Here is a 25,682-nt window from a genome sequence, read left to right on the forward strand (position 1 = left end):
GCAAAAGAGAAACGCCGCAGGGGCCTGGCCAGCCTGCGGCGTTTGTCTTTTGCGGGCCGGGACGGGACCCATCGCGGGCCGCCGCGGCGCGCCGGTTCAGGGCGCCATGCGGATGCCGGTGCTGTGGATCCAGCCCATCCAGCTCGAGAACAGGATGAACAGGAACAGCGCCACCGAGAAGCCCACGCGCAGCATCAGCGAACGCATCATGTTGGGCGTCTTGCCGCGGTCGCGCATCATGAAGAACAGGGCCGACGCCAGGCTGGCGATGATCAGGATGAAGGCAATGATGATGACAAAGCGCATGGCGGGGCGGTTTGGGGGCAGGCGCGGCGCGACGTGCGGCGCACAGGCCCATTATCGCACCGGGGCGCGCTTCACAGTGCCGCAGGGACGATGAGCTGGCGCCGCTTCGCCAGCCCGTTGCCGCTGGCGGCCGCACTGGTCGTGGTCGCGGTGACTTGCGCGCTGGGTAACTGGCAGCTCGGTCGCGCGCATGAGAAGGAAGCGCGCGCCGCACGGCTGCAGGCGCTCGCAACGCAGCCGCCGGTGGTGCTGGGCACGGCGCCGCTGTCACAAGTTGTGACCGACCGCGCGGTGCGCGTGACCGGGCGCTTCGACGCATCGCGCACCGTATTGCTGGATAATCGCCCCCACGGCACCGGCGGCCGCAGCGGCGACAGCCGCGCCGGCTTCCTGGTGGTGACGCCGCTGGTGATCGGCGCGGCGCCGGGCGAGGCCGGCGCCATGCGCGCGGTGCTGGTGCTGCGCGGCTGGCTGCCGCGCGATGCCGGGGACCGCACCCGGATCGCGCCGTTCCCGACGCCTGCGGGCGAGGTGACCGTCACGGGCACGGCACTGGCCGGTGTGCCGCGTGTCTATAGCCTGGGCCAGGAGGCAGCCGGCAGCAGTATCCGCCAGAACCTCGAGATCGCGCCGTATGCCGCCGAAACCGGGCTGGCCCTGCACCCGCTGGTGATCGAGCAGCGCAACGACAGCGGTGACGGCCTGGCGCGCGACTGGCCGCCAGCCGACGCCGGCGCCGAGCGCCACTATGGCTATGCCTTCCAGTGGTTCGGGCTGGCCGCGCTGACGGTGGTGCTGGTGGCCGTGCTGGGCTGGCGCCGCGCACGGCGGCTGCCAGCGCCCTGATCGAATGAATTGACCGCCCTTGCGCCGCGTACCGGCGTATCGGTTTGCCGAAGACAAAGGACAGACGTACTCCATGGCACAGCAAGACTCCGCCCCGGCCGCCGCGGCCTCGCCGCGCGACCCCCGCATCGACGCGCGCACGCGCCGTGGCCGCCTGCAGATGCTGATGCTGCTGCTGGTGTGCGCGTCGCCGGTGATTGCCTCCTACTTCACCTATTACGTGATCAAGCCGCGCGGCGGCGCCACCAACTACGGCACGCTGGTCGACCCGCAGCGGCCGATGCCGCCGGTGCGCGTTACCGACGAGCAGGGCCAGGCCGTGCCGCTGGAGCAGTTCCGCGGCAAGTGGCTGCTGCTCAGCGCCGATGCGTCGGCCTGCGACGAGGCCTGCGCCAAAAAGCTGTTCACCATCCGCCAGATCCGCGCCGGGCAGGGCCAGGACCGCCTGCGCATCGTGCCGGTGTGGCTGGTCACCGACGAGGGCAAGATCGACGAGCGGCTGGTCGCCGCGTACAACGAGCCCTACGCGGGCGTGCGTTTTCTGCGCATCGACCGCCAGGCAGCGCAACAGTGGCTGCCGGCCGAGCCGGGCAAGCGCGCCGAGGACACCCTGTTCCTGGTCGACCCGCTGGGCAACCTGATGATGCGTTTCCCGCAGGACCCCGACCCGAAGAAGATGAGCGGCGACCTGAAGAAGCTGCTCAAGGTCTCGCGCATCGGTTGAGGGGACGGCATGCTGCTGCAACTGGCCATCATCGGCGTCCTGATCGCGCTGTTCCCGCTGTCCTACGTGATGGTGAAGGGCGATCGCAACAAGTACCGCAAGCTTGCCTGGATCACGGCGTTCCTGACGCTGGACCTGATCATGTTCGGCAGCTTCACGCGGCTGACCGACTCCGGGCTGGGTTGCCCGGACTGGCCGGGCTGCTACGGGCATTCCAACCCGCACGCGGCGATGGAGCCGATCCGCGCGGCCGAGACCGCGATGCCCAGCGGCCCGGTGACGCTGGCCAAGGCCTGGATCGAGATGATCCACCGCTACTTCGCCATGGCCGTCGGCGTGCTGATCATCACGCTGATGGTGCTGGCGTGGGTCAAGCGGCGCGAGCTGAAGCAGTCGCCGTGGTTCGCCACCGGCGTGCTGCTGCTGGTGTGCGTGCAGGGCGCCTTCGGCGCCTTCACCGTGACGCTGAAGCTGCAGCCGATCATCGTCGTCACGCACCTGATGCTGGGCATGGCGCTGCTGGCGGTGCTGATCCAGCTGGGCTCGCGCAACGACCCGCCGCACCCGGTCGCGCCGCAGGCGGCGCGGCTGCGCTGGCCGGTGCGCATCGGCCTGCTGCTGCTGGTGATCCAGATCTTCCTGGGCGGCTGGGTCAGCACCAACTACGCGGTGCTGGCCTGCACCGACTTCCCGCTGTGCAACGGCCAGCTGGTGCCCGAGATGGACTTCCGCCATGGCTTCACGCTGTGGCGCCAGCTGGGCATGACCGCGGACGGCGACTACATCCCGCACGCGGCGCTGGTGGCGATCCACTGGGTCCATCGCGGCTTTGCCGTGATCGTGCTGGGCTACCTGGCATGGTTCGGCCTGCGTGCGCGCCGGCTCGAAGGGCTCAGCCGCGCCGCTGGCTGGCTGCTTGCGACGCTGGTGCTGCAACTGGCCACCGGGCTGTCGAATATCGTGTTCGACTGGCCGCTGGTGGCGGCGGTCGCGCACAACGGCGGCGCCGCGGTGCTGCTGCTGCTGCTGGTCCGTCTCCACTACAATATCGGGCTGACGACCCGGGCCGCCGGCGCCCCCGCTGCCGTGCCGACTGCCGCCCGCGCCACATGAAAGACAAGACTCCTTCCGTGGTTACCGCTACCCATCCCCATTCCCTGGGCAAGTTGAGCCGCATGCGGCACCTGGCCCGGCAATATGCCGCCCTGACCAAGCCGCGCGTGACGCAGCTGGCCGTGTTCTGCGCCATCATCGGCATGTTCCTGGCCACGCCCGGCATGGTGCCGTGGCCGGTGCTGATCGGCGGCGCGGCCGGCATCTGGCTGCTAGCCGGCGCGGCTTTCGCCATCAATTGCCTGGTCGAGCAGAAGATCGATGCGCTGATGCGCCGCACCGCCTGGCGCCCGTCCGCCACCGGCGAGATCACCACGCGCCAGACGCTGGTGTTCTCCGCCATCCTGGGCGGCGCGGGCATGTGGCTGCTGCACGTCTACGCCAACGACCTGACCATGTGGCTGACCTTTGCCACCTTCCTGGGCTACGCGGTTGTTTACACCATCCTGCTCAAGCCGGCCACGCCGCAGAACATCGTCATCGGCGGCCTGTCCGGCGCGATGCCGCCGGCGCTCGGCTGGGCCGCGGTCGCGGGCGAGGTGCCGGCCGAGGCGTGGTTCCTGGTGCTGATCATCTTCACCTGGACCCCGCCGCACTTCTGGGCGCTGGCGCTGTACCGCCGCGCCGATTACGCCAAGTCCGGGCTGCCGATGCTGCCGGTCACGCACGGCGAGCGCTACACGCTGCTGCATATCCTGCTGTACACGCTGGTGATGATCGCGGCGACGCTGCTGCCCTTCGTCTACGGCATGAGCGGCTACATCTACCTGGCCGCCGCGCTGGCGCTGGGCGCGGGCTTCCTGGCCTATGCCTGGAAGCTGTACCGCAACTATTCGGACGAACTGGCGCAGCGCACCTTCCGCTTCTCGATCCTGTACCTGTCGCTGCTGTTTGCCGCGCTGCTGATCGACCACTACTTCAAGTTCGTGCCGCAGGTCTGACCTGCACCGGGGCATGCCCCGGCCCCGGCTGCGGCATCTTGCCGCGCCGGCGCGAGCCCGGCAGCATGATCGGCGATACTGCATGCTGTTTCCTTCTCATCCCTGACCCGTCCCCCGCATGCCACGCCTCAGCTCCGCTTCCGGCCTGTTCGCCGCCTTCCGCCGCTTTTCCCTGCTGGCCGCGCTGGCCCTGGCCGTTGCCGCCTGCGGACAGCAGAAGGCGTCGTTCCGCAATGTCGATATCACCGGCGCTGCCGACTTCGGCAAGGACTTCTCGCTGACCGACCACACCGGCAAGGTGCGCACCCTGGCCGACTACAAGGGCAAGGCGGTGGTGATGTTCTTCGGCTACACCCACTGCCCGGACGTCTGCCCTACCACCATGGCCGAACTGAAGGCGGTCGTGGAGCAGCTGGGACCGGATGCGGACCGCGTGCAGGTGCTGTTCGTCACGGTCGACCCGGAACGCGATACGCAGGCGCTGCTGGCGCAGTACGTGCCCGCCTTCGATCCGCGCTTCGTCGGGCTGCGCCCGGCCGACGAGGCCGCGCTGCAGAAGCTGGCCAAGGACTTCAAGGTGTTCTACGCCAAGGTGCCGGGCAGCTCACCCAACAACTACACCGTGGATCACTCGGCCGGCAGCTATGTGTTCGATCCGCAGGGCAAGCTGCGGCTGTTCATCCGCCACGGCCAGGGGCCGGAACCCATTGCGCACGACCTGAAACAGCTGTTGTCCTGACGCAGCGGGGGCGAAAGGGTGCGGCATAACGTCGCACCAGCGGTCGCACCAACGCTCCGCGGGCAACAAAAAAGGCCGGTCCATGGACCGGCCTTTTGCATGGTTGCGGTGGGATCAGGCAAAGGCCTGCAGCGCGCCCTTCATCTTCTTCATCGCCGCCGCCTCGATCTGGCGGATGCGCTCGGCCGACACGCCGAACTCGTCGGCCAGCTCATGCAGCGTGGCGCCGCCCGAGCCGTCGTCCTCGACGTTGAGCCAGCGCGCCTCGATGATGCGGCGGCTGCGTTCGTCGAGCTTGCCCAGCGCTTCTTCCAGCCCCTCGACCTGCATGCGGTCGTGGCGCTTGGCTTCCATCACGCGGGTCGGCTCGTTGTGGTTGTCGGCCAGGTAGGCGATGGGGGCGAATTCCTCTTCGCCGTCGTCTACCTGCCCTTCGAGCGCCAGGTCGCCGCCCGACAGGCGGGTTTCCATCTCCATCACTTCTTCGGGCTTGACGTTCAGCTCGCGCGCGACGGCCTCGACCTGTTCCGGCGTGAAGGTGTGGCCGCCCTGCTTGTGGCTGCGCAGGTTGAAGAACAGCTTGCGCTGGGCCTTGGTGGTGGCCACCTTGACCATGCGCCAGTTCTTCAGCACGTATTCATGGATTTCAGCCTTGATCCAGTGCATCGCGTACGACACCAGGCGCACGCCCTGGTCCGGGTCGAAACGCTTCACCGCCTTCATCAGGCCGATATTGCCTTCCTGGATCAGGTCGGCGTGGGGCAGGCCGTAGCCGAGGTACTGGCGGGCGATCGACACCACCAGCCGCAGGTGCGACATCACCAGGCGGCGCGCCGCGTCGACGGAATCGTGGTCGCGCAGTTCGCGCGCAAGGCGTTGCTCTTCCTCTGCGGTCAGCAGCGGAATCCGGTGGACAGCCTGGATATAGCTGTCGAGGTTGCCCACGGTCGCCGGAAAGGTCAGCGCAAAGCTGCCCGTGTTCCGGGGCACCGTCGGCAGACGGTTGTTCGTCAGGGTTTGGTCGGCAGACAAGACTGCGTTCACTCAATGGCTCCTTTCGCGTCCGGCGGTTTGGTTGCCGGTGCGCCGCGGCCCCTCGGGGGATCGGCGGCACTGCAACACATCTTAGCACTCTGGCCGGGTGAGTGCTAATTGGAGTTCCGATGGTTCTGATAGTTCCCGGATATCACCTTTCGTGTTTGGATAGTCGGGAAGATCGTAATGAGACGGCAACGATACCGCTGTCATCGCGCACTGGTAGTTAGAGCGCAGCGTGGCAAGGGGGTTCTGCCTGCCGTTGCAATGCTCTGTTCCACCACCGGCTACACTCGACCGGCGAGCGGCGCACTGGCATGCTTGCGAGCCTCTCTTATCGGATCGGAGGAGTTATGTCTGCTATCGAACACTTGCTCAAGCCGCATGTGCGCGACCTGGGCGATTTCACCGTGCGTCGGCTGCTGCCGGCCGCGGCAACCCAGACCGTGGGACCGTTCATCTTCTTCGACCATATGGGACCGGTGCAGCTGCCGCCGGGCCAGGGCGCCGATGTGCGTCCGCATCCCCATATCGGGCTGGCTACCGTCACCTACCTGTTCGAGGGCGAGATCATCCATCGCGACAGCCTCGGCAGCGACCAGGCGATTCGCCCCGGCGACGTCAACTGGATGACCGCCGGCCACGGCATCGTGCATTCGGAGCGCTCACCCGAGCATGTGCGCCCGGAGGGCGCGCGCCTGCATGGCATCCAGACCTGGGTGGCACTGCCGCAGCAGCATGAGGGCGCCGAGCCGTCGTTCTTCCACCATCCCGCCGCGACGCTGCCGCGTATCGAGCGGCCCGGCCTGCGCATGGTGGTGATTGCCGGCGATGCGTTCGGCCAGACCTCGCCGGTCAAGGTGTTCAGTCGCACGCTGTACGTGGCGATCGAGCTGGACGCGGGCGCCAGCGTGGAGATTCCCGCCGACCACGCCGAGCGCGGCATCTATCCGGTCGACGGCGCGGTCTCGCTCGACGGCGAACCGCTGCCGGCGGAACACATGGTGGTGCTGACGCCGGGCCAGCCGGCGACGCTCACTGCCACGGCGCCGTCGCGGGTGATGCTGCTGGGCGGCGACCCGACCGACGGGCACCGCTTTATCTACTGGAATTTCGTCGCCAGCAGCAAGGTGGCGATCGAGGCCGCGGCCCAGCGCTGGGAGGACGACCAGTTCCCGCACGTGCCGGGCGAGACCGAGCGCATTCCGCTGCCCCCGCGCAAGCCCTGACGGTTGTGCCGGGGCCGGCTCAGACCGGGCTGGCCCAGGTCACGCGCGTGCCCTGGCGCAGGCACTCGCGGATGGCCTCGATCTGGATGGTGATGGGCGCCGGCACCGGCACTGCGCCGTCGAGCACGCGCCGGATCCAGGCCACGGTCAGGCCCGCATCGCTGCCCGGCGGCAGTTCCGGCACCTCGCCGATCGAGCCCCCGGCCTGACCCACCAGCGTCTGCTGGTGGCCTTCATGCAGCCAGTCGATGCGGCCCGTGCGCCGGGCATCGGCCACCACCTCGCCCTCGGTGCCGCGTGCCAGCAGCACGTTGGCGGGCTCGTGCGAGAAGTAGTCGGTCAGCGTCTCGCGGTATTCGGGGTGCGTGTAGCTGTACAGCCGCAGGCCTTCGGCGGGTGTGTGCTCGCCCACCGGCTGCAGCATCTTGGCGACCGTATGCGACGAATTGCGCAGGCCGATCACGGTGCGCCGCTCCAGCAGCCGCGACAGCCCGGGCGACAGCACGTCCACCGGCAGTACCGCCAGCGGGCCATTGGCATCGCCATCCCGCAGCCTTGCCGACGCCTCGTCGGTGCTCGCGCACAGGGGTACGCCCAGCGCCTCGAACAGCGCCATGCTGGTCACGCGCCCCTCGAACTCGCGTGTGCCGTGCACCAGTACGGGGACGCCTTCGCGGGCAAGCAGCAGCGCCAGCAGGGGCACCAGGTTGGGCTGCTTGCGCGCGCCGTTGTAGCTGGGAATCACCACCACCTGCCGGTCCTGCGGCGCCGGCAGCGGCTGGCAGTGCGCATGGGCGGCCTCGAGCATGCCGGCCAGCTCGTGCGGCGCCTCGCCCTTGATGCGATACGCCATCAGGATGGCGCCGAGTTCGAGGTCGGACACGCGCCCGGCCAGCATGGCGTCGAACAGGGCCTGCGCGTCCTCGCGCGGCAGCGCGCGCGCGCCGTTGACGCCGCGGCCGATCTCCTTGATATAGCGGGCGGCGGGAAATGGGGCGGTGGTGGTCATGGCGGCGTGGGGTAGTGTGTTCTGGGTTCATGATAGCGGAGCGCGGCGGCCGCGCCCATGGCCGCCTGGCGCGCCGCTACACCGCTACGCCGCTTCCTGCAGCGCCGGATTGCGCTGCTTGCGGTAGAGGAAGTCCAGCACCGCGGTGCGGCAGCGGTGGTAGGTCGGGTCATCCGCCAGCGCCACGCGGTCGCGCGGGCGCGGCAGGTCCACCGCCAGGATCTCGCCGATGGTGGCGGCCGGGCCGTTGGTCATCATCACGATGCGGTCGGCCAGCAGCACGGCCTCGTCGACATCGTGCGTCACCATCACCACGGTGCTGCGCGTGGCTGCCACGATCTTGATCAGCTCGTCCTGTAGGTGCGCGCGCGTGAGTGCATCGAGCGCGCCGAAGGGCTCGTCCATCAGCAGCACCTTGGGCGCCATCGCCAGCGCGCGGGCAATGCCCACGCGCTGCTTCATGCCGCCGGAGATTTCGTGTGGATACTTGCCTTCGGCGTGGCTCAGGCCCACCAGCGCCAGCGTGTCGTGCGTGCGCGCCCGGAGCTGCGCCTTGTCCTCGCTGGCCGCGAACACACGCTCCACACCCAGGTAGACGTTCTCGAAACAGGTCAGCCAGGGCAGCAGCGAATGGTTCTGGAACACCACCGCGCGCTCCGGCCCGGGTCCGGCGATTTCGCGCCCGGCGCAGATCAGCGCCCCGGTGGTGGGTGTGGCCAGCCCCGCCAGCAGGTTCAGCAGCGTGGACTTGCCGCAGCCGGAGTGGCCGATCAGCGTGATGAACTCGCCCTCGGCGATGTGCAGGTCGATGTCGCGCAGCGCGACGAACGGGCCCTTGCGGGTCTTGAAGGTCTGGCCGACGTTTTCGATGCTGACGAACTTGTCCATGGCGTTTCTCCCGGTCGGATCAATGGGTGCCGTAGCTGAAGCGCCGGGCCAGCGCCAGCAGCGCATGTTCCAGCAGCAGGCCGATCAGGCCGATGACGAAGATCGCGATCACGATGTGCTCGACCTTCAGGTTGTTCCACTCGTCCCACAGCCAGAAGCCGATGCCGGTGCCGCCGGTCAGCATCTCGGCAGCGACGATCACCAGCCAGGCCGTGCCGATCGACAGCCGCACGCCGGTCAGCATGTAGGGCAGCACCGCGGGCAACAGCACGCGCGTGAACACCTTCCACTCGGACAGGTCGAGCACGCGCGCCACGTTCAGGTAGTCCTGCGGCACGCGCGTGACGCCCACCGCGGTGTTGATCACCATCGGCCAGATCGAGCAGATGAAGATCGCCCAGATCGCGGCCGGATTGGCCGCCTTGAACAGCAGCAGCCCGATCGGCAGCCATGCCAGCGGCGACACCGGCCGCAGCAGGCTGATCACCGGCGCGGTCATGGCGTTCAGGAAGGCGAAGCGCCCGATCACGAAACCGGCCGGGATGCCGACCAGCGCGGCCAGGCCGAAGCCCGCCGCCACGCGCGCCAGCGACGCCAGCACGTTCCATCCGATGCCCTGGTCATTGGGCCCGTTGCGGTAGAACGGGTCGGCAAACAGCGGCACCGCCGCGTTCCACGTCGCGCCCGGGGTGGGAATGGCCGGGATCATGGTGGCGATGCCGTGCCAGGCCAGCACGAACAGGGCGAAGCCCAGCAGCGGCGGCACCGCCTTGAGCACCAGCGCGGCGGCGGCGTCGCGGCGTGCCGCGCGCCGGGCCTGCGCGGAGATTTCCTGTTCGCGCCGGCGTGTCCGTTCCTTGGTGTCGGGGTCGGCTGCGGCTTCGGGCGTGGTGGAGGCAATGGCATTCACGTCGGGCTCCTTTGGTCAGGGCACTGCGGTTCAGGCCGCAGGCGTGCCGGCGGCCTTGATCTTGAAACCGTCGGCGTAGGCTTTCGGGTCCTTGCCGTCCCAGATCACGCCGTCGATCAGCTTCGAGCTGCGCATGTCGCTCTTGGGTAGCGGCACCTGCGCGGCAGTGGCGGCCTGCTTGTAGATGTCGATGCGGTTGACCTGCCTGGCCACGGCAAGGTAATCCGGATGGGCCTTGAGCAGGCCCCAGCGCTTGTGCTGCGTCAGGAACCACATGCCGTCGGACAGGTATGGGAAGTTCGCGTTGCCGTCCTGGTAGAACTTCATCGCGTCGGGGTCGTCCCAGGTCTTGCCCAGCCCGTTGGTGTAGCGGCCCAGCATGCGGTCGAGGATGATGTCCATGTCGGTATTGACATAGGACTTGGCGGCGATGGTCTCGGCGGTCTTGCGGCGGTTGGAGGCCGATGCATCGATGAACTTCGACGCCTCCAGCACCGCGGCCACCATCGCGCGCGCCGTGTTGGGATACTTCTGCACGAACTCGGCCGTGGTGCCCAGAGTCTTTTCCGGATGGTTTTTCCAGATCGCCTGCGTGGTCTCGGCGGTGAAGCCGATCTTGTCGGCAATCGCGCGCGCGCCCCACGGCTCGCCCACGCAGAAGCCGTCCATATTGCCCACGCGCATGTTGGCCACCATCTGCGGCGGCGGCACCGTGATGGCCTTGGCGTCCTGCATCGGGTTGATGCCGTTGGCCGCCAGCCAGTAGTACAGCCACATCGCATGCGTGCCGGTCGGGAAGGTCTGGGCGAAGGTGTAGTCGCGCTTTTCCTTCGCCATCAGTGCCTTCAGGCTGGCGCCGTCCCGCACGCCTTTCTCGGCCAGCTTGGACGACAGCGTGATGGCCTGGCCGTTGTGGTTCAGGCTCATCAGCACGGCCATGTCTTTTTTTGGCCCGCCGATGCCGAGCTGCACCCCATAGACCAGGCCGTAGAGCACGTGGGCCGCGTCCAGCTCGCCGTTGACCAGCTTGTCGCGCACGCCCGCCCACGAGGCTTCCTTGGTCGGCGTGATCTTGATGCCGTACTTCTTGTCGAGCCCCAGCGTGGCCGCCATCACCACCGAGGCGCAGTCGGTCAGCGGGATAAAGCCGATGCGCACCTCGGTCTTCTCCGGCGCGTCTGAGCCCGCGGCCCAGGCGCCGGCGCGCACCAGCGGATCGACCAGCGTCATCACGCTGGCACCGGCGATGGTGGCCAGCGCACGGCGCCGGCCGCTGCTGGCCGGGACCGCGTCGGCGGCGGCAGTGGCGTCGGAGTGCTGGACGGCCGGGTGCAGCGGCCTGGCATGGCTGAGGCGAGAGGGCATTGCGTGGCTCCAAGAAAAAAGCGTCCCCTCGCGCGGCCGGCTTCGCCAGAAGACCGGTGCGCTGCAGGGACGCCGTTGTCCGTGGCGTGACGCGGCCCGCGTTGGCCGTGTCCGCCTGAATTGTCGATCGGCCGCCGTTGGCCGATGCCTGCATGACGCAAGGCGTATGCCAGCACTGTGCGGTGCAGCATTTCGGGGAGTGTTGTACCGGAACGGGGCGGAATGGACGAGGTCGGTGCGTAAGTGACGCGGTCTGGACACGTTCACCGCAGTCCCGCGGCAATGGATCAGCGAAGCGGGAATGCGGCGTGGTGCCACGAACGTGCAGCGCACCAGCCGCGTGCGGCGTTGCACCGCAACGGCCGCCGCCGGGCGTTCAGCCCGGACGTCCAGCCCCGACGTTCAGCCCATCACGTCGATCACGCGCTGCGCCGCATCGACCAGCTTCAGCCCGCGTTCCATCGCCATGCTGCGCAGGCGCTTGTAGGCGTCTTCCTCGCTGAGCCCGCGCGCCTGCATCAGCAGGCCCTTGGCGCGCTCCACCACCTTGCGCTCGGCCAGCTTCAGCCGCGTGGCGTCGAGTTCGGCGCGCAGCTGCTGGTCCAGCTCGAAGCGTGCATAGGCGACGTCGAGCACGGTCTTGACGCGCTCCGCGCGCAGGCCGTCGACGATATAGGCGGTAATGCCCGCGCTGAGTGCGGCCTTGATGCGCTGGCTGTCGTCGTTGTCGGTGAACAGCACGATCGGGCGCGGTGCATGCTGGGTCGAGACGCACACATGCTCGATGGTGTCGCGCGCGGCGGACTCGGACGCGATGATCAGCATGTCGGGCTGGCTAGCGGTGATCACATCGGGCAGCCGCAGGTCGGCATCGACGATCTGGATCTCGGTGAAGCCAGCGTTCACCAGCCCGCTGCGGATGGTCTCGACGTTGAGGGGATCGGCGTCGAGCGGGTCGCGTACGAGCAGGATGCGCAGCACCCGGCCGGTGGGGGCCGCGGGCGCCGGCGTGGGCGTGGGGGGCGGATGGCGTCGTGTCATGGCTGGCTCTGTTGCAGTGCGCCATGCAAGATTCGCGCCGGCAGCGCCAGGGAGGACGCCCCAGTCCGGTGCGGCGGCGCTGCGAGCGTGCCTGGATTCATTGTATGCGGCCGTACGCAGGCCCCGGCCCGCGGTGTATCCTGTTGCCCTGCTGCGCCCGGCACCGGGCCCCGTCGCAGCACCGATCAGAACTATCTGGAGAGATGCATGACCGAATTCGTGTTCGCCCCGCCCGCGCCCGTTGGCGTGCCTGTGCGCGGCAGCCACGCGAGCTTTCCGGTCCGGCGCGTGTACTGCGTCGGCCGCAACTACGCCGCCCATGCCCGGGAAATGGGTTCGGACCCCGACCGCGAGCCGCCGTTCTTCTTCTGCAAGCCGTCCGATGCGGTCAGCTACGTCGCCGACGGCGCCGAGGGCGCCTTCCCGTACCCGCCGGGCACCAGCAACTGCCACTATGAAGTGGAACTGGTGGTGGCGATCGGCAAGGGCGGCCGCGACATCCCGGTCGAGCAGGCCGCCGGCCATGTGTTCGGCTATGCCGTGGGACTGGACATGACGCGCCGCGACCTGCAGAACGAATCGAAGAAGACCGGCCGCCCGTGGGAGACCGGCAAGGCCTTCGACCGCTCCGCCCCGATCGGCCCGATCGTGCCGGTGGCGGCCATCGGCCATCCCGAGAAGGGCGAGGTCACGCTGTCGGTCAACGGCGTCGAAAAGCAGCGCGGCGATCTCTCGGACCTAATCTGGTCGGTGCCGGAGATGGTGTCGTACCTGTCGAAACTGTTCGAGCTGCAGCCCGGCGACCTGATCTTCAGCGGCACGCCCGAGGGCGTGGGGCCGGTGGTCAAGGGCGATGTCATGCAGTGCCACGTCGGCGGCGTGGGCGATCTCACCATCAAGGTAGTCTGAACCGATGCTCAAGCTTTACAGCTATTTCCGCAGTTCCGCCTCGTTCCGCGTGCGTATCGCGCTGGAACTGAAGGGCCTGTCCTATGACTACGTGCCGGTGCACCTGCTCAAGGAAGGCGGCCAGCAGCTCAAGCCGGAGTTCCGCGCGGTGAACCCCGATGGCCTGGTGCCGGCGCTGGCCGACGGCGAACACGTGCTGCAGCAATCGCTGGCCATCGTCGAGTACCTCGACGAGGTCCATCCCGAGCCGAAGCTGCTGCCCGGCACGGCGCTGGATCGCGCCTATGTGCGTGGCCTGGCGCAGGAGATCGCCTGCGAGATCCATCCGCTGAACAACCTGCGCGTGCTCAAGTACCTGAAGCACACGGTGGGCGTGACCGACGAGGTCAAGGACGCCTGGTACCGCCACTGGATCGAGCTCGGCTTTGCCTCGCTGCAAGCCAATCTCGAGCGCAGCGGCAAGGCCGGGCGTTTCTGCTTTGGCGACACGCCCACGCTGGCCGACCTGTGCCTGGTGCCGCAGGTGTTCAACGCCCAGCGATTCAATATCGACGTGGCGCGCTATCCGGCGATCGCGAAGATCTATGAAGCGTGCATGGCGCTGCCGGCGTTCCAGAAGGCGGAGCCGAAGTCGCAGCCCGACGCGGAATAGTATTGCGACCCGGCAAAACGCAAACGCCCCGGCACTGCCGGGGCGTTTTGTCTTGCAGGACGGCGGGATTTACCCCAGCAGCGCCTCGGCGAACTCCTCCGCCTTGAACGGCTGCAGGTCTTCCACCTTCTCGCCCACGCCGATGAAGTAGACCGGCACCGGGCGCTGGCGCGCGATCGCCGCCAGGATGCCGCCCTTGGCGGTGCCGTCGAGCTTGGTCACGATCAGGCCGGTAAGGCCTAGCGCGTCGTCGAAGGCACGGGTTTGCTGCAGGGCGTTCTGGCCGGTATTGGCGTCGATCACCAGCAGCACCTCGTGCGGCGCGCTCGGCATGGCCTTGCTGATCACGCGCTTGACCTTCTTCAGCTCTTCCATCAGGTGCAGCTGCGTCGGCAGGCGCCCGGCGGTGTCGGCCATGACGATGTCGATGCCGCGCGCCTTGGCGGCGTTGACGGCGTCGAAGATCACCGCCGCGGGGTCGCCGCTTTCCTGCGCCACCACGGTGACGTTGTTGCGTTCGCCCCAGATCGCCAGCTGCTCGCGCGCGGCGGCGCGGAAGGTGTCGCCGGCGGCCAGCAGCACCTTCTGGTCGTAGCGCTGGAAGTGCTTGCACAGCTTGCCGATGCTGGTGGTCTTGCCGGCACCGTTGACGCCCGCGATCATCATCACCAGAGGCTGCTCGCGGCCCAGCGCCATGGTCTTTTCGAGCGGGCGCAGCAACTGCGTCAGCAGCTCGCGCAGCGCCGCCTTGACGCCCTCGGCGGTTTCGATGCGCTCGGACCTGACGCGCTTGCGCAGTTCGCCCAGCAGGTATTCGGTGGCCTCGACGCCGGCGTCGGCCATCAGCAGCGCGGTTTCCAGTTCCTCGAACAGGTCCTCGTCGACCTTGACGCCGACGAACAGCGTACCGAGGTTGCGGCTGGTCTTGGACAGGCCGGTGCGCAGGCGCTGCATCCAGCCCTGCCGGGCTTCGGCGCTGGGGGCGGGCGGCGGCACCAGTTCCAGCGCCTCGGCGGCGACCGGCGCTGGCGCGGGCGGGGGCACTTGCGCCGGCACCGGGACGGGCACGGGAACCGGCACGGGCGCGGGGGCAGGGGTGGGCGTTGGCGTGGGTGTCGGGGACGGTGCCGGGGCGGGTGCGGGTGCGGGGACCTCCGGCGCGGGGGCCGGGGCTGGTGCGGGCGCCTCGACGGCGGCCTCCGCTGGCGCCTCGACGGGCGCCGGCTCGGCCTTGCGCTTCTTCCAGAAACTAAACATTGGGGAACGGGGTCAATACCGGGGCCGAAACCCTGGCGGCAGCCACTGCCGCAGGCAACCGGTGATTAATCAATGGGTTACGCAGGCTTCGCAAAGGCTGGGGAGAAACCGTTGTGGTCCCGGCCGGCGATTGCGTATAGTTCGCTACATGCATTCACTACATGGCAGATTCGCGCGCAGCGTCGCGCACGCGGATCGATCGGCAAAATTTTAGCAGACGGGGTCGCATGAACCATTGCGCTGTCATGACCGCAACGGGCGCAGCAGGCGCACCGGGCAGCAACGCCGCCACCCAAGCGCGCATCCAACGCCACGCACCGCCGTGGCAGGCACCTTCCGTACGCGCCGCACGGCTGGCGCGGCGGGCCATCCCCGCGCTGCTGCTGGCGCTGCTGCCCTGGTCGCTGACCGCGACGGCGCAAGGCGTGGTGGCCTCGCCGATGCCGGCGGCGCAGACCGCGCCGGCGGGCGCCACCGCCCACGGCACGACCGAGTACCGCCTGTCCAACGGACTGCGGCTGATCGTCAAGGAAGACCACCGCGCCCCGACCGTGGCACACCAGGTCTGGTACCGCGTGGGCGGCATCGACGAGGTCAGCGGCACCACCGGCGTGGCCCACATGCTGGAACACATGATGTTCAAGGGCACGCCCAAGGTCGGCGTGGGCGAATTCTCGAAGCAGGTGGCGGCCCTGGGCGGGCGCGAGAACGCCATGACCAACCGCGACTTCACCATGTACTACCAGCAGATCGGCAAGCAGTACCTGCCGAAGATGATGGAGCTGGAAGCCGACCGCATGGCCAACCTCGTCATCACCAAGGACGAGTTCGAGCGCGAGATGAAGGTGGTGATGGAAGAACGCCGCCTGCGCACCGACGACTCCGCGCGCGGCACGGTCTATGAGCAGCTGCTGGCCACGGTCTACACCGCCGCCGCCTACCGCCATCCGGTGATCGGCTGGATGGATGACCTGGTCAACATGCGCGTCGACGACGTCAAGGACTGGTATCGCCACTGGTATGTGCCCAACAACGCCACCGTGATCGTCACCGGCGACGTCAGGGCCGACGAAGTGCGCACGCTGGCCGAGCGGTACTACGGCAAGCTCAAGCCGCGCGCGCTGCCGGTACGCAAGGACCAGGAGGAGCCGGCGCAGAAGGGCATCAAGCGCATCTGGGTCAAGGCGCCCGCCGAGAACCAGTACATGGTGATGGCCTACAAGGTGCCGCGCCTGCGCGACGTCGAGAAGGACGTCGACCCCTACGCGCTCGAGGTGCTGGCGGCCGTGCTCAACGGCTACGACAACGCGCGCCTGACCCGCGAACTGGTGCGCGAGCAGCGCCTGGCCGACGACGTCAATGTCGGCTACGACAGCATCAACCGCGGCGAGTCGCTGTTCGTGCTCGACGGCACGCCGGCGGCGGGCCACAACACCGACGAGATCGAGCGCGCGCTGCGCGCGGAGATCCAGCGCATCGCCCGCGAAGGCGTGTCGCCGGAGGAGCTCAAGCGCGTCAAGGCGCAGGTGGTGGCCGGCCAGATCTACAAGCGCGATTCGGTGTTCGGGCAGGGCATGGAGATCGGCGTAGCCGAGATCTCGGAGATCTCCTGGCGCCAGATCGACCGCATGCTCGACAAGATCAAGGCCGTCACGCCGGCGCAGGTGCAGGCCGTCGCCGCGAAGTATTTCAACGACGACAACCTGACCGTGGCCACCCTGGTGCCGCAGCCGATCGATCCGAACAAGCCCAAGTCCCAGGCCCCGTCGGGCCTGCGCCACTGAGAACAAGGCGATGACCCAGTCCGTCACTTCCGCGCCGCGCCCGCTGCGCAAACTGGCCGGCGCCGCGTTGGGCGCCGTGGTGCTGCTGGCCGCGCAACTGGCGCAGGCAGCGATCCCGATCGAGCACTGGACCGCGTCCACCGGCGCGCGCGTGTTCTTCGTGCACAGCCCGTCGATCCCGATGCTCGATATCAATATCGACTTCGACGCCGGCAGCCGCTATGACCCGCAGGGCAAGGCCGGGCTGGCCACGCTGACCGCGGCCCTGCTCGACAAGGGCGCCGCCGCGCAGGACGGCCAGCCGGCGCGCGACGAGGCCAGGATCGCCGATGCCTTCGCCGATACCGGTGCCGCCTTCGGCGGCGCGGCCGGCGGCGACCGCGGCGGCATCGGGCTGCGCACCCTGACCGCGCAGCCGGAGCTGGACCAGTCGGTCGCGCTGGCGGCGCAGCTGATCAAGGCGCCGACCTATCCGGATGCCGTGGTCGGGCGCGAGAAGCAGCGCCTGATCACCGCCATCCGCGAAGCCGATACCAAGCCGGGCGTGATCGCCGACAAGGCGCTGGCCCGGGCCATGTATCCCGACCATCCCTACGGCGTCGCCGCGACCCCCGAGAGCGTGGCGTCGATCACGCGCGACGACATCGTCGGCTTCTGGCGCGACAACTACGGCGCGCAGCGCGCGGTGGTGACGCTGATCGGCGCGGTCGACCGCAAGCAGGCCGAAGCCATCGCCGAGCAGCTGACGCGCGGGCTGCCGCCTGGCCGTGCCGCCCCGACGCTGCCGCAGGTGCGGCTGAAGATCGCGCCCAGCGAGCAGCGCCTGCCGCACCCGGCGCAGCAGTCCAGCGTGGCGCTGGGCCAGCCGGCGATCGCGCGCGGCGACCCCGACTATTTCGCGCTGCTGGTGGGCAACTACGTGCTCGGCGGCGGCGGCTTCAGCTCGCGCCTGACCGACGAAGTGCGCGAGAAGCGCGGCCTGACCTACGGCGTGGACAGCTATTTCGCGCCGTCCAAGCAGCCGGGGCCGTTCGGCATCAGCCTGCAGACCAAGAAGGCCCAGACCGACGAGGCGCTGGCGCTGGTGCGCCAGGTGCTGGCGCGCTTTGTCGCCGAGGGCCCGAGCGAGAAGGAGCTGCGCGCGGCCAAGGACAACCTGATCAACGGCTTCCCGCTGCGCATCGACAACAACCGCAAGCTGCTGACCAACGTGGCCAATATCGGCTGGTACGGGCTGCCGCTCGATTACCTCGATACCTGGACCGCGCAGATCGGCAAGGTCACGCGCGAACAGGTCAGGGCGGCGTTCCAGCGCCATGTACACCCGGACAATATGGCCACGGTGATCGTTGGCGGGCCGGTGGGCAGCGCGCCCACGGCTTCGCGGCAGTGATGTCAGCGAGGATGTCGGCGGTGACGGCGGCATCGCCTGCGGCGGAGCCCGCCGCAGGCTCTACAATCACGGCATGAATTCGCGTTCCCGATTGCCCTCGCCCGCGCCTCGCGGGCGATCTCCCGTCTCTTCCGTGCCGCGCCAGGCACCCGCGCAGGTCCGCATCATCGGCGGCCGCTGGAAGCGCACGCTGCTGCCGGTGCCTGACGCCCAGGGCCTGCGCCCCACCCCCGACCGCGTGCGCGAGACCCTCTTCAACTGGCTGGGGCAGGACCTGTCCGGGCTGGAATGCCTGGACCTGTTCGCCGGCTCCGGCGCGCTCGGCTTCGAGGCCGCCTCGCGCGGCGCGGCCGTGGTGACGCTGGTCGAGTCCAATGCGCGCGTGGCCAGGCAGTTGCGCGACAACGTGACCCGGCTCGATGCCGGGCAGGTGCGCGTGCTGCAAGGCGACGCCTTCGCCATTGCCGCGCAGCTGCCGGATGCCAGCTTCGACGTGGTATTCCTGGATCCGCCGTTCGCCGAGGACTGGATCGGGCCGTCGCTGGCGCACGCGGCGCGGCTGTCGCGGCCGGGCGGGGCGGTCTATGTCGAGACCGACCATCCTCTGACCGGCGCCGATGCCCCGGTGCCGGCCGCGCTCGAGATCGTGCGGCACGCGCGCGCCGGAGCGGTGCATTTCCACCTGCTGCAGCACCGCGTGCCGGGCAACGGCGCCGGCTGATCCGCCAGGTCGGTGGCGCGGCGGTTCCGGAACGGGGAAGGGACCCTTCCTGATTGCGGAACCGGTTCTTGGGTGCACTGCCGCAAAACGGTGCCTGCGGCGACTTCCAAGCGGGGCATTTAGGGTTACACTACGCCGCTGTCACAACGCTCGCGACGCAGCACCCACGCCGGCCCGGCCGGCGCAAGAGGCGGCCCTTCCACGGCCGGCAGCGGGCAGATCAAGGAGGAAGTATGGTCAGCGCGGTCTATCCCGGCACCTTCGATCCAATGACCCGGGGACACGAGGATCTGGTCCGCCGTGCGTCGAATATCTTCGACGAACTGGTGGTCGGCGTGGCGCACAGCCCCAACAAGCGCCCGTTCTTTTCGCTCGAGGAGCGCATCAGCATTGCCCGCGAAGTGCTCGGGCACTATCCCAACGTGCGCGTCGAGGGCTTCTCCGGGCTGCTCAAGGACTTTGTCCGCAAGAACAATGCGCGCGTGATCGTGCGCGGCCTGCGCGCGGTGTCCGACTTCGAGTACGAGTTCCAGATGGCGGGCATGAACCGCTACCTGCTGCCGGATGTCGAGACCATGTTCCTGACCCCGTCGGACCAGTACCAGTTCATCTCGGGCACTTTCGTGCGCGAGATCGCGGTGCTGGGCGGGGACGTCAGCAAGTTCGTGTTCCCGTCGGTGGAGCGCTGGCTGCAAGAGAAAATCGGCAAAGCGGAATAAAATACGGCTTCAGACACGTCAGACCGCGGCCAGTCGGGCGCGGGCGTGTCCGCAGGAAGGAAACACCATGGCGCTGATGATCACCGACGACTGCATCAACTGCGACGTTTGTGAACCCGAGTGCCCGAACGAAGCCATTTCGATGGGGCCCGAGATCTACGAAATCGACCCCAACAAGTGTACCGAGTGCGTCGGGCACTTCGACGAGCCGCAATGCCAGCAGGTCTGCCCCGTCGCGTGCATTCCCAAGGACCCGAACCGCGTCGAGACCCAGGAGGTCCTGATGCAGCGGTACCGGCTGCTGACGGCTGCCCGGCACGCGGCCTGATAACGCTCGCTATCCAGTCCCCGTTACCCCGGCTTCGGCAGTCAAAAAAAAGCCCCCGGCACCGCAAGGTGACGGGGGCTTAACCTTTCCCCAATTACTACGGTTACTGCCTACTGCACTGGTCAGGCACCGATCGGCTTGCCGTCGGCACGGCGCACCACGATGGTGGACGAGCGCGGCGGCTTGGTGGCGTCCGGCCACTTGCCGGTCGGGTGCTGGATGTTGATGAAGCAGGTGGTCAGGTCCGGGGTGTAGGCGATGCCGGTGATCTCGCAACCGGTCGGGCCCGCAAGGAAGCGTTTCGACTGGCCCGTCGGCGAGATGTAATACATGCTGTTGTTGCCGAAGGTGCCGGTGTAGGTGGCGCTGGTGCTCGAATCGGTCTGCACCCACAGGCGGCCCTTGGGATCGACGCGCAGGCCGTCCGGGCTCGAGAACGTATCGCCGTTGATGTTGCCCTTCAGGTTGTCCGTGGCCAGCGACGGGTCGCCGGCCTGCAGCAGGATGCTCCAGGTGAAGGTCGTGGCCAGCGGCGAATTGCCGGCTTCCTTCCACTGGATGATATGGCCGTGCAGGTTGTTCTTGCGCGGGTTGGCGGCGTCGGTCTGCTGGCGGCCGCTGTTGTTGGTCAGCGTGCAGTAGAGCGTGTTGTCCGGTGCCGCGGTGATCCACTCGGGGCGGTCCATCAGCGTGCCGCCGGCCACGCGTGCGGCCGACTTGGTGTTGATCAGCACGTCTGCCTGGGTGGCGAAGTCGACCGTGGTCGGGGCCGGCGACACCGCCGACTGGGTCCAGTTGCCCGGGTCCGAGGCACCGACGGTCAGGCCGTTCTTGCCTTGCGACAGTTCGATCCACTGGCCGCTGCCGTCGGCATTGAACTTCGCCACGTACAGCGTGCCGGTGTCCAGCAGGTTGGCGTTGGCGGCGCGGTTGTTCGGGTCGAAGGCCTTGCTCGGCACGAACTTGTAGATGCAGCCCGGGGTGCCGTCGTCGCCCATGTAGAAGGCCACGTTGTTGTTGGCATCGGTGATGTAGGCGACGTTCTCGTGGTCGAAGCGGCCCATCGCGGTGCGCTTGGCCGGCGCGCCCAGCGTGCCGTACGGGTCGATCTCCACCACCCAGCCGTAGCCGTTGTCGGCCTGGGTCGGGTCGATGTAGTTGTCGGTGCTTTCCTCGCAGGTCAGGTAGGTGCCCCACGGGGTGTGGCCGCTCGAGCAGTTGTTGAGCATGCCGACCACGGTTGCGCCGACCACCGATGCGGCCGGGCCGCCGACGCGGTACAGCGTGTTGCCGGTGTAGCGCTTGTTGTAGACCGAGTCGCGCTTGACCTGCCACTTGCCGCTGGCGGCCAGCTCCACTTCGATCACGGAAATACCGACCGCCGACAGGGCGATGCGCTTTTGCTCCGGGCTCGCGGTGGCGGCGTCGTAGGCGGTCGGGAACAGGATGCTGTAGTCCGGCAGCTCGTGGTTGATCGCCAGCAGGCCGCCCTTCTGCGGATCGACGCCAGGCAGTGCAAAGTAGTGCATGCCGTCGTGGTTGCCGCCGGCCTGGCGTTCGGTCTCGGCCGACGACTGGAAGGCGCCGGCATAGCCGGTGGCGCCGGCTTCGACCGGGTCGCCGGCGGAGAACAGCACGTCGACGCTGTAGCCGCTCGGCACCACCACGGTATCGGCGGTGGACTTGGCGATCGGCTCGAAGGTGACCTCGTAGCTCGGCGTGGCGGGAGCCGGTGCCGGAGCGGGTGCCGGGGCAGGGGCCGGTGCGGGCGCCGGAGCCGGGGCGGGATCGTCATCGCCGCCGCAGGCGGCCAGCAGGCCGCTGCCGAATGCCGACACCAGCGACAGGCCCAGGCCGCCGCGCAGCACCCGGCGGCGGGCCGGGTTGGCGGCGACGATGTCTTCGAGCATCTGGCCGGGCACGTCAACGTCGGGCTTGGCGGCGCGGCTTGCGGCGCGCGCTTCGTCGGTCAGGTACGACATGGGCTTTCCTCCTGTGGGATGTCATGCGCATCGGCAACCATGCGATACCGACGCGATTGGAAACCCCGCAATTTAGGTGGTGCCCATGGCACTTTGATGACACTATGTCTGCAACTGCAGACCGGTGCGGCCAAACGACGACGGGCCGCGGATGCGGCCCGTTTTCATACTGCTGTCCCAGAAATATGCTGGCTGGCGTGCCGGCGCTCAGCGCGCGGTGTGCAGCTGCGCCATGGCGCGCTCGGCATCGCCGCGGGCCAGCAGGCCGAGCGGGTCGATGCAGCGGTCGATCGCGGCATCGATCGCTTCCTGCTCCTCGCGCCGCGGTGGTTTTAGCACGAAGTTGACCACGTCCTCGCGGCCCGCGCCGGCACCGCCGGGCGCATTGCGCGGATGGCCCACGCCCAGGCGCAGGCGCCAGTAGTCCTGCGTGCCCAGGTGGGCCGAGATGTCCTTCAGGCCGTTGTGGCCGCCCGCGCCGCCGCCGCGCTTGAGCTTGGCGGCGCCGGCCGGCAGGTCCATCTCGTCATGCACGGTCACGATCTCGTCGGGCAGGATCTTGTAGAAGCGCGCCAGCGACACCACCGCCAGGCCGGAGCGGTTCATGAAGGTCGACGGCTTGAGCAGCCAGATCTCCTGGTCCCAGAGCCGTGCGCGCGCGGCCAGCCCGTGGAAGCGGCCCTCGACGCGAAGCGTGGCGCCGCCCATGCGGGCCAGCTGGTCCACCAGCCAGAAGCCGGCGTTGTGTCGGGTGGCCTCGTACTCCGCACCGGGATTGCCGAGGCCGACGATAAGCTTGATCATGCGTGTGACTGTGTCGTTGGCGCGCGGGACTGCGCCACAGGCGCCAAGGATACCGAAAAACCGGCAGTCCGCTGCCGGGCGAAAAAAAACCGCCGCAAGAGCGGCGGTTTCTTGGTGGCGCGGCCCGCGGGCCGCCACCGCTGCGGCAGCTTAGGCGGCCGGGGTTTCGCCAGCGGCTTCGCCGCCTTCGGCAGCTTCCGACACGGCACCAGCCGGTTGCGAGATGCTGGCGATGGCCGGGTTGTCGTCACCGTGGGTGATCACGGTCACGCCCTTCGGCAGCTTCAGGTCCGACAGGTGCAGGGTCTGGCCCAGTTCCATCGCGCCGACGTCCACTTCGATGAACTCAGGCAGGTCGGCCGGCAGGCACGACACTTCCAGGTCGTTGACGATGTGGTTGACCAGGCCGTGGCCCAGCTTCACGCCAGGAGCGGTTTCCTGGTTCATGAAGTGCAGCGGCACCTTGACGTGGATCTTGTCGTTGGCCGACACGCGCTGGAAATCGACGTGCAGCACCAGCGGCTTGAACGGGTGCATCTGGAATGCGCGCAGCAGCGCCTTTTCCGACTTGCCGGCGACTTCCAGGTCGAGGATCGACGAGTGGAACGCTTCCTTCTTCAGGGCGTGCCACAGGGCGTTGTGATCCAGTTCGATCATCTTCGGCTCGGCGGCGCCGCCGTAGATGATGCCGGGGGTCTTGCCCGAATTGCGCAGGCGGCGGCTCGCACCCGTTCCCTGTACGCTACGCTCGAAAGCGACAACTTTCATGATGACTCCAAAAGTAAGAAGGCTGTCCGCGACCAGACAGCCTCGTTGCGGCGCAAAGGCAAAAATATGCGCCGATCAAGTCACGTTGATCACCAGACAACGATGATCAACGCAGTAAAGCCTTAGATTCTATCAGGAACCCGCGAACAGCGACATGATCGAGTCGCCCTTGATAATGCGGGTGAAGGTCTCGGCCAGCAGCGGGGCGGTCGAGAGCTGACGGATCTTGGTGCACTTGGCGGCTTCTTCCGACAGCGGGATGGTGTCGCACACCACCACTTCGTCCAGCGCCGAATCGGCGATACGGGCCGCCGCGCCGCCCGACAGCACGGGGTGCGTGCAGTAGGCGAACACCTTCAGCGCGCCGCGCTCCTTCAGCACCTGGGCGGCCTTGCACAGCGTGCCGCCGGTGTCGATCATGTCGTCCATGATGACGCAGTTGCGGCCTTCGACTTCACCGATGATGTTCATCACCTCGGCCACGTTGGCCTTGGGACGGCGCTTGTCGATGATGGCCAGGTCGCAGTTCAGTTCCTTGGCCAGCGCGCGGGCACGGACCACGCCGCCGACGTCGGGCGAGACCACCAGCAGGTCGCCGTAGTTCTTCTCGCGCAGGTCGCCCAGCAGTACCGGCGAAGCGTAGATGTTGTCGACCGGGATATCGAAGAAGCCCTGGATCTGGTCGGCGTGCAGGTCCATCGTCAGCACGCGCTCGACCCCGGCCACTTCCAGCATGTTGGCCACCACCTTGGCCGAGATCGCCACGCGCGCCGAACGCGGGCGGCGGTCCTGGCGGGCATAGCCGAAATAGGGCATGGCGGCGGTGATGCTGCGTGCCGACGCGCGCTTGAGCGCATCGACCATCACCATCAGTTCCATCAGGTTGTCGTTGGTCGGCGCGCAGGTGGACTGCAGCACGATGACGTGCTTGCCGCGAACGTTTTCCTGGATTTCGACCTGGACTTCACCGTCGGAGAAACGGCCAACCTGAGCCTTGCCCAGCGGAATGCCGAGGTGCTGTACGACAGCCTCCGCGAGTTTGGGGTTGGCGTTGCCGGTAAATACCATCAAGCCTTCGCTGCTCATTCGGGGCACCTGTCTTGCTGCTGGGGGAGCTTGGTGTCACCGGCGAAGCCGGTGACTTGGAGATATCGTGTTCCGTTAGGACACTATAGGAAGTAATGGCAGGGGAAGAAGGATTCGAACCTTCGAATGCCGGAATCAAAATCCGGTGCCTTGACCAACTTGGCGACTCCCCTACACAACCGGGCCGTTCTTCGTGGTACCAGACTGCCGTACCGCGCCGAACGAAAACTTGCTATGCGAACGTCGCGAGCGGGTGTTGTGCCAGACTCCTCACACACCTGCCATCCCATTCGGGCGGCAACCTTTCCAAAACCTGCTGCGCTGTTTTTGCGTCAGGAAAACGCGCAAACACGCAGGCTCCGGAACCGGTCATCCGGGCATGCTGATTGTGTTGCTTCAGCCATGCCAGGGCTCGGGCGACTTCGCCGAACTTCGCTGTTGCTATCGGTTCCAGGTCGTTGCGACCGAAATCGAATTTGTTTGTGCGAGCAGCGAAGACCGCAATTATGGAGATCGGTGTATCCCTTGTCAAGCACTCGTCCGAAAAAATTTCAGCGGTCGGCACGTGCTGCTTCGGGTGGATGATCACGAACCAGCTGTCGGGCAGTTCGACCGGCGTGAGCTCCTCGCCGATGCCCTGCGCAAAGGCGTTCTGCCCGAGCACGAACACCGGCACGTCGGCGCCCAGCGTCAGCCCGATCCGCATCAGTTCGGCGCGCGTCAGCCCCAGGCCCCACAGGTGGTTCAGCGCCAGCAGCGTGGTGGCGGCGTCGGAAGAACCGCCGCCGATGCCGCCCCCCATCGGCAGCACCTTGTCGAGGGCGATGTCGACGCCGAAGCTGGTTCCGGACGCGGCCTGCAACGCGCGCGCTGCCCGCACCACCAGGTCGGTCTCGGCCGGCACGCCGGGCACCTCGGTGACGCGCGTGACCACGCCGTCGTCGCGGCGCCGGAAATGCAGCATGTCGCACCAGTCGACCAGCTGGAACACGGTCTGCAGCGTGTGGTAGCCGTCGGCGCGGCGGCCGGTCACGTGCAGGAACAGGTTGAGCTTGGCCGGCGCGGGGCAGTCGCGCAGTTCGGGCGGTGGCAGGGGATGGCTGCGTGGCATGGTGGGCTGATCGGGGCAGTGG

26 protein-coding genes and 1 tRNA gene are annotated in these 25,682 nt (G+C 67.9%); 13 read left to right on the plus strand and 14 right to left on the minus strand.

Features of this window, described 5'->3' with window-relative positions:
- Positions 1-96: 96 nt before the first annotated feature.
- Entirely contained in the window at positions 97-306 is a 210-nt protein-coding gene (locus C7416_RS08455) for a twin transmembrane helix small protein (protein ID WP_012351630.1), read from the minus strand.
- A gap of 90 nt (positions 307-396) precedes the next feature.
- On the opposite strand from C7416_RS08455, the gene C7416_RS08460 reads away from it, so the two are divergent.
- The 5 genes from C7416_RS08460 to C7416_RS08480 all read left to right on the plus strand — a co-directional run bounded on the left by C7416_RS08460 (position 397) and on the right by C7416_RS08480 (position 4,669).
- On the plus strand, positions 397-1,152 hold the full coding sequence (locus tag C7416_RS08460) for an SURF1 family protein (RefSeq protein ID WP_111518161.1): 756 nt from the start codon (positions 397-399) through the stop codon (positions 1,150-1,152).
- Between the two features lie 73 nt (positions 1,153-1,225).
- Complete coding sequence (locus C7416_RS08465) at positions 1,226-1,876, plus strand: SCO family protein (RefSeq protein WP_111518163.1); 651 nt, start codon at positions 1,226-1,228, stop codon at positions 1,874-1,876.
- A gap of 9 nt (positions 1,877-1,885) precedes the next feature.
- On the plus strand, positions 1,886-2,989 hold the full coding sequence (locus C7416_RS08470) for a COX15/CtaA family protein (RefSeq protein ID WP_111518165.1): 1,104 nt from the start codon (positions 1,886-1,888) through the stop codon (positions 2,987-2,989).
- Positions 2,986-3,930, plus strand: coding sequence for a heme o synthase (gene cyoE / locus C7416_RS08475; protein WP_092307488.1), 945 nt, complete (start codon positions 2,986-2,988; stop codon positions 3,928-3,930). Before C7416_RS08470 ends, cyoE begins: the two co-directional genes overlap by 4 nt.
- 118 nt (positions 3,931-4,048) lie before the next feature.
- On the plus strand, positions 4,049-4,669 hold the full coding sequence (locus tag C7416_RS08480; RefSeq protein WP_092307490.1) for an SCO family protein: 621 nt from the start codon (positions 4,049-4,051) through the stop codon (positions 4,667-4,669).
- Between the two features lie 114 nt (positions 4,670-4,783).
- Here the strand turns inward: C7416_RS08480 and rpoH are convergent, their stop codons facing one another.
- On the minus strand, positions 4,784-5,713 hold the full coding sequence (gene rpoH, locus C7416_RS08485; RefSeq protein WP_092307491.1) for an RNA polymerase sigma factor RpoH: 930 nt from the start codon (positions 5,711-5,713) through the stop codon (positions 4,784-4,786).
- Between the two features lie 344 nt (positions 5,714-6,057).
- Between rpoH and C7416_RS08490 the strand changes: the two genes are divergently transcribed.
- Entirely contained in the window at positions 6,058-6,933 is an 876-nt protein-coding gene (locus tag C7416_RS08490) for a pirin family protein (protein ID WP_111518167.1), read from the plus strand.
- A 19-nt stretch (positions 6,934-6,952) separates the two neighbouring features.
- Here the strand turns inward: C7416_RS08490 and ybiB are convergent, their stop codons facing one another.
- From ybiB to C7416_RS08515, 5 genes are all read right to left on the minus strand, one after another.
- The gene (ybiB, locus tag C7416_RS08495; RefSeq protein ID WP_111518169.1) at positions 6,953-7,942 is read right to left on the minus strand and encodes a DNA-binding protein YbiB; all 990 of its coding nucleotides are present in this window, start codon (positions 7,940-7,942) and stop codon (positions 6,953-6,955) included.
- Between the two features lie 84 nt (positions 7,943-8,026).
- Positions 8,027-8,830 (minus strand): ABC transporter ATP-binding protein, encoded by an 804-nt coding sequence (locus tag C7416_RS08500; RefSeq protein WP_111518171.1) that lies wholly within the window; start codon positions 8,828-8,830, stop codon positions 8,027-8,029.
- Between the two features lie 19 nt (positions 8,831-8,849).
- Complete coding sequence (gene ntrB, locus C7416_RS08505) at positions 8,850-9,740, minus strand: nitrate ABC transporter permease (protein WP_111518173.1); 891 nt, start codon at positions 9,738-9,740, stop codon at positions 8,850-8,852.
- A gap of 30 nt (positions 9,741-9,770) precedes the next feature.
- Positions 9,771-11,105 carry a CmpA/NrtA family ABC transporter substrate-binding protein gene (locus tag C7416_RS08510; RefSeq protein ID WP_111518175.1) on the minus strand — a complete coding sequence of 445 codons (1,335 nt, stop codon included), beginning with the start codon at positions 11,103-11,105 and terminating at the stop codon, positions 9,771-9,773.
- 402 nt (positions 11,106-11,507) lie between these two features.
- Complete coding sequence (locus tag C7416_RS08515) at positions 11,508-12,146, minus strand: ANTAR domain-containing response regulator (protein WP_111518177.1); 639 nt, start codon at positions 12,144-12,146, stop codon at positions 11,508-11,510.
- A gap of 207 nt (positions 12,147-12,353) precedes the next feature.
- On the opposite strand from C7416_RS08515, the gene C7416_RS08520 reads away from it, so the two are divergent.
- A complete protein-coding gene (locus C7416_RS08520) occupies positions 12,354-13,055 on the plus strand; it encodes a fumarylacetoacetate hydrolase family protein (RefSeq protein WP_111518179.1) in 702 nt (233 codons plus the stop codon).
- Between the two features lie 4 nt (positions 13,056-13,059).
- A complete protein-coding gene (gene maiA / locus C7416_RS08525) occupies positions 13,060-13,707 on the plus strand; it encodes a maleylacetoacetate isomerase (RefSeq protein WP_111518181.1) in 648 nt (215 codons plus the stop codon).
- A 69-nt stretch (positions 13,708-13,776) separates the two neighbouring features.
- Here the strand turns inward: maiA and ftsY are convergent, their stop codons facing one another.
- Entirely contained in the window at positions 13,777-14,964 is a 1,188-nt protein-coding gene (gene ftsY, locus C7416_RS08530) for a signal recognition particle-docking protein FtsY (RefSeq protein ID WP_111518183.1), read from the minus strand.
- A 227-nt stretch (positions 14,965-15,191) separates the two neighbouring features.
- On the opposite strand from ftsY, the gene C7416_RS08535 reads away from it, so the two are divergent.
- The 5 genes from C7416_RS08535 to C7416_RS08555 all read left to right on the plus strand — a co-directional run bounded on the left by C7416_RS08535 (position 15,192) and on the right by C7416_RS08555 (position 19,909).
- A complete protein-coding gene (locus tag C7416_RS08535) occupies positions 15,192-16,748 on the plus strand; it encodes a M16 family metallopeptidase (RefSeq protein WP_111518185.1) in 1,557 nt (518 codons plus the stop codon).
- Positions 16,749-16,758: 10 nt separating this feature from the next.
- Positions 16,759-18,141: a M16 family metallopeptidase gene (locus C7416_RS08540; protein WP_111518187.1), complete on the plus strand. Its 1,383-nt coding sequence runs from the start codon at positions 16,759-16,761 to the stop codon at positions 18,139-18,141.
- Between the two features lie 73 nt (positions 18,142-18,214).
- The gene (gene rsmD / locus C7416_RS08545; RefSeq protein WP_181461191.1) at positions 18,215-18,862 is read left to right on the plus strand and encodes a 16S rRNA (guanine(966)-N(2))-methyltransferase RsmD; all 648 of its coding nucleotides are present in this window, start codon (positions 18,215-18,217) and stop codon (positions 18,860-18,862) included.
- A gap of 233 nt (positions 18,863-19,095) precedes the next feature.
- Positions 19,096-19,581 (plus strand): pantetheine-phosphate adenylyltransferase, encoded by a 486-nt coding sequence (coaD, locus tag C7416_RS08550; protein ID WP_062796627.1) that lies wholly within the window; start codon positions 19,096-19,098, stop codon positions 19,579-19,581.
- Between the two features lie 67 nt (positions 19,582-19,648).
- Complete coding sequence (locus tag C7416_RS08555) at positions 19,649-19,909, plus strand: YfhL family 4Fe-4S dicluster ferredoxin (protein ID WP_111518191.1); 261 nt, start codon at positions 19,649-19,651, stop codon at positions 19,907-19,909.
- Between the two features lie 122 nt (positions 19,910-20,031).
- Here C7416_RS08555 and C7416_RS08560 read toward each other — a convergent pair whose 3' ends face one another.
- From C7416_RS08560 to ispE, 6 genes are all read right to left on the minus strand, one after another.
- On the minus strand, positions 20,032-21,891 hold the full coding sequence (locus tag C7416_RS08560; RefSeq protein WP_111518193.1) for a PhoX family protein: 1,860 nt from the start codon (positions 21,889-21,891) through the stop codon (positions 20,032-20,034).
- A 207-nt stretch (positions 21,892-22,098) separates the two neighbouring features.
- Complete coding sequence (gene pth, locus C7416_RS08565; RefSeq protein WP_111518195.1) at positions 22,099-22,695, minus strand: aminoacyl-tRNA hydrolase; 597 nt, start codon at positions 22,693-22,695, stop codon at positions 22,099-22,101.
- A gap of 150 nt (positions 22,696-22,845) precedes the next feature.
- Positions 22,846-23,463: a 50S ribosomal protein L25/general stress protein Ctc gene (locus C7416_RS08570; RefSeq protein ID WP_012351653.1), complete on the minus strand. Its 618-nt coding sequence runs from the start codon at positions 23,461-23,463 to the stop codon at positions 22,846-22,848.
- Positions 23,464-23,595: 132 nt separating this feature from the next.
- Complete coding sequence (locus tag C7416_RS08575) at positions 23,596-24,549, minus strand: ribose-phosphate pyrophosphokinase (RefSeq protein WP_018008696.1); 954 nt, start codon at positions 24,547-24,549, stop codon at positions 23,596-23,598.
- Positions 24,550-24,645: 96 nt separating this feature from the next.
- A tRNA-Gln gene (locus C7416_RS08580) sits at positions 24,646-24,722 on the minus strand.
- 59 nt (positions 24,723-24,781) lie between these two features.
- On the minus strand, positions 24,782-25,660 hold the full coding sequence (ispE, locus tag C7416_RS08585) for a 4-(cytidine 5'-diphospho)-2-C-methyl-D-erythritol kinase (RefSeq protein ID WP_111518197.1): 879 nt from the start codon (positions 25,658-25,660) through the stop codon (positions 24,782-24,784).
- Positions 25,661-25,682 lie beyond the last annotated feature (22 nt).

Origin of the sequence: Cupriavidus phytorum (genome assembly GCF_003254285.1) — a bacterium.
GTDB lineage: Bacteria > Pseudomonadota > Gammaproteobacteria > Burkholderiales > Burkholderiaceae > Cupriavidus > Cupriavidus phytorum.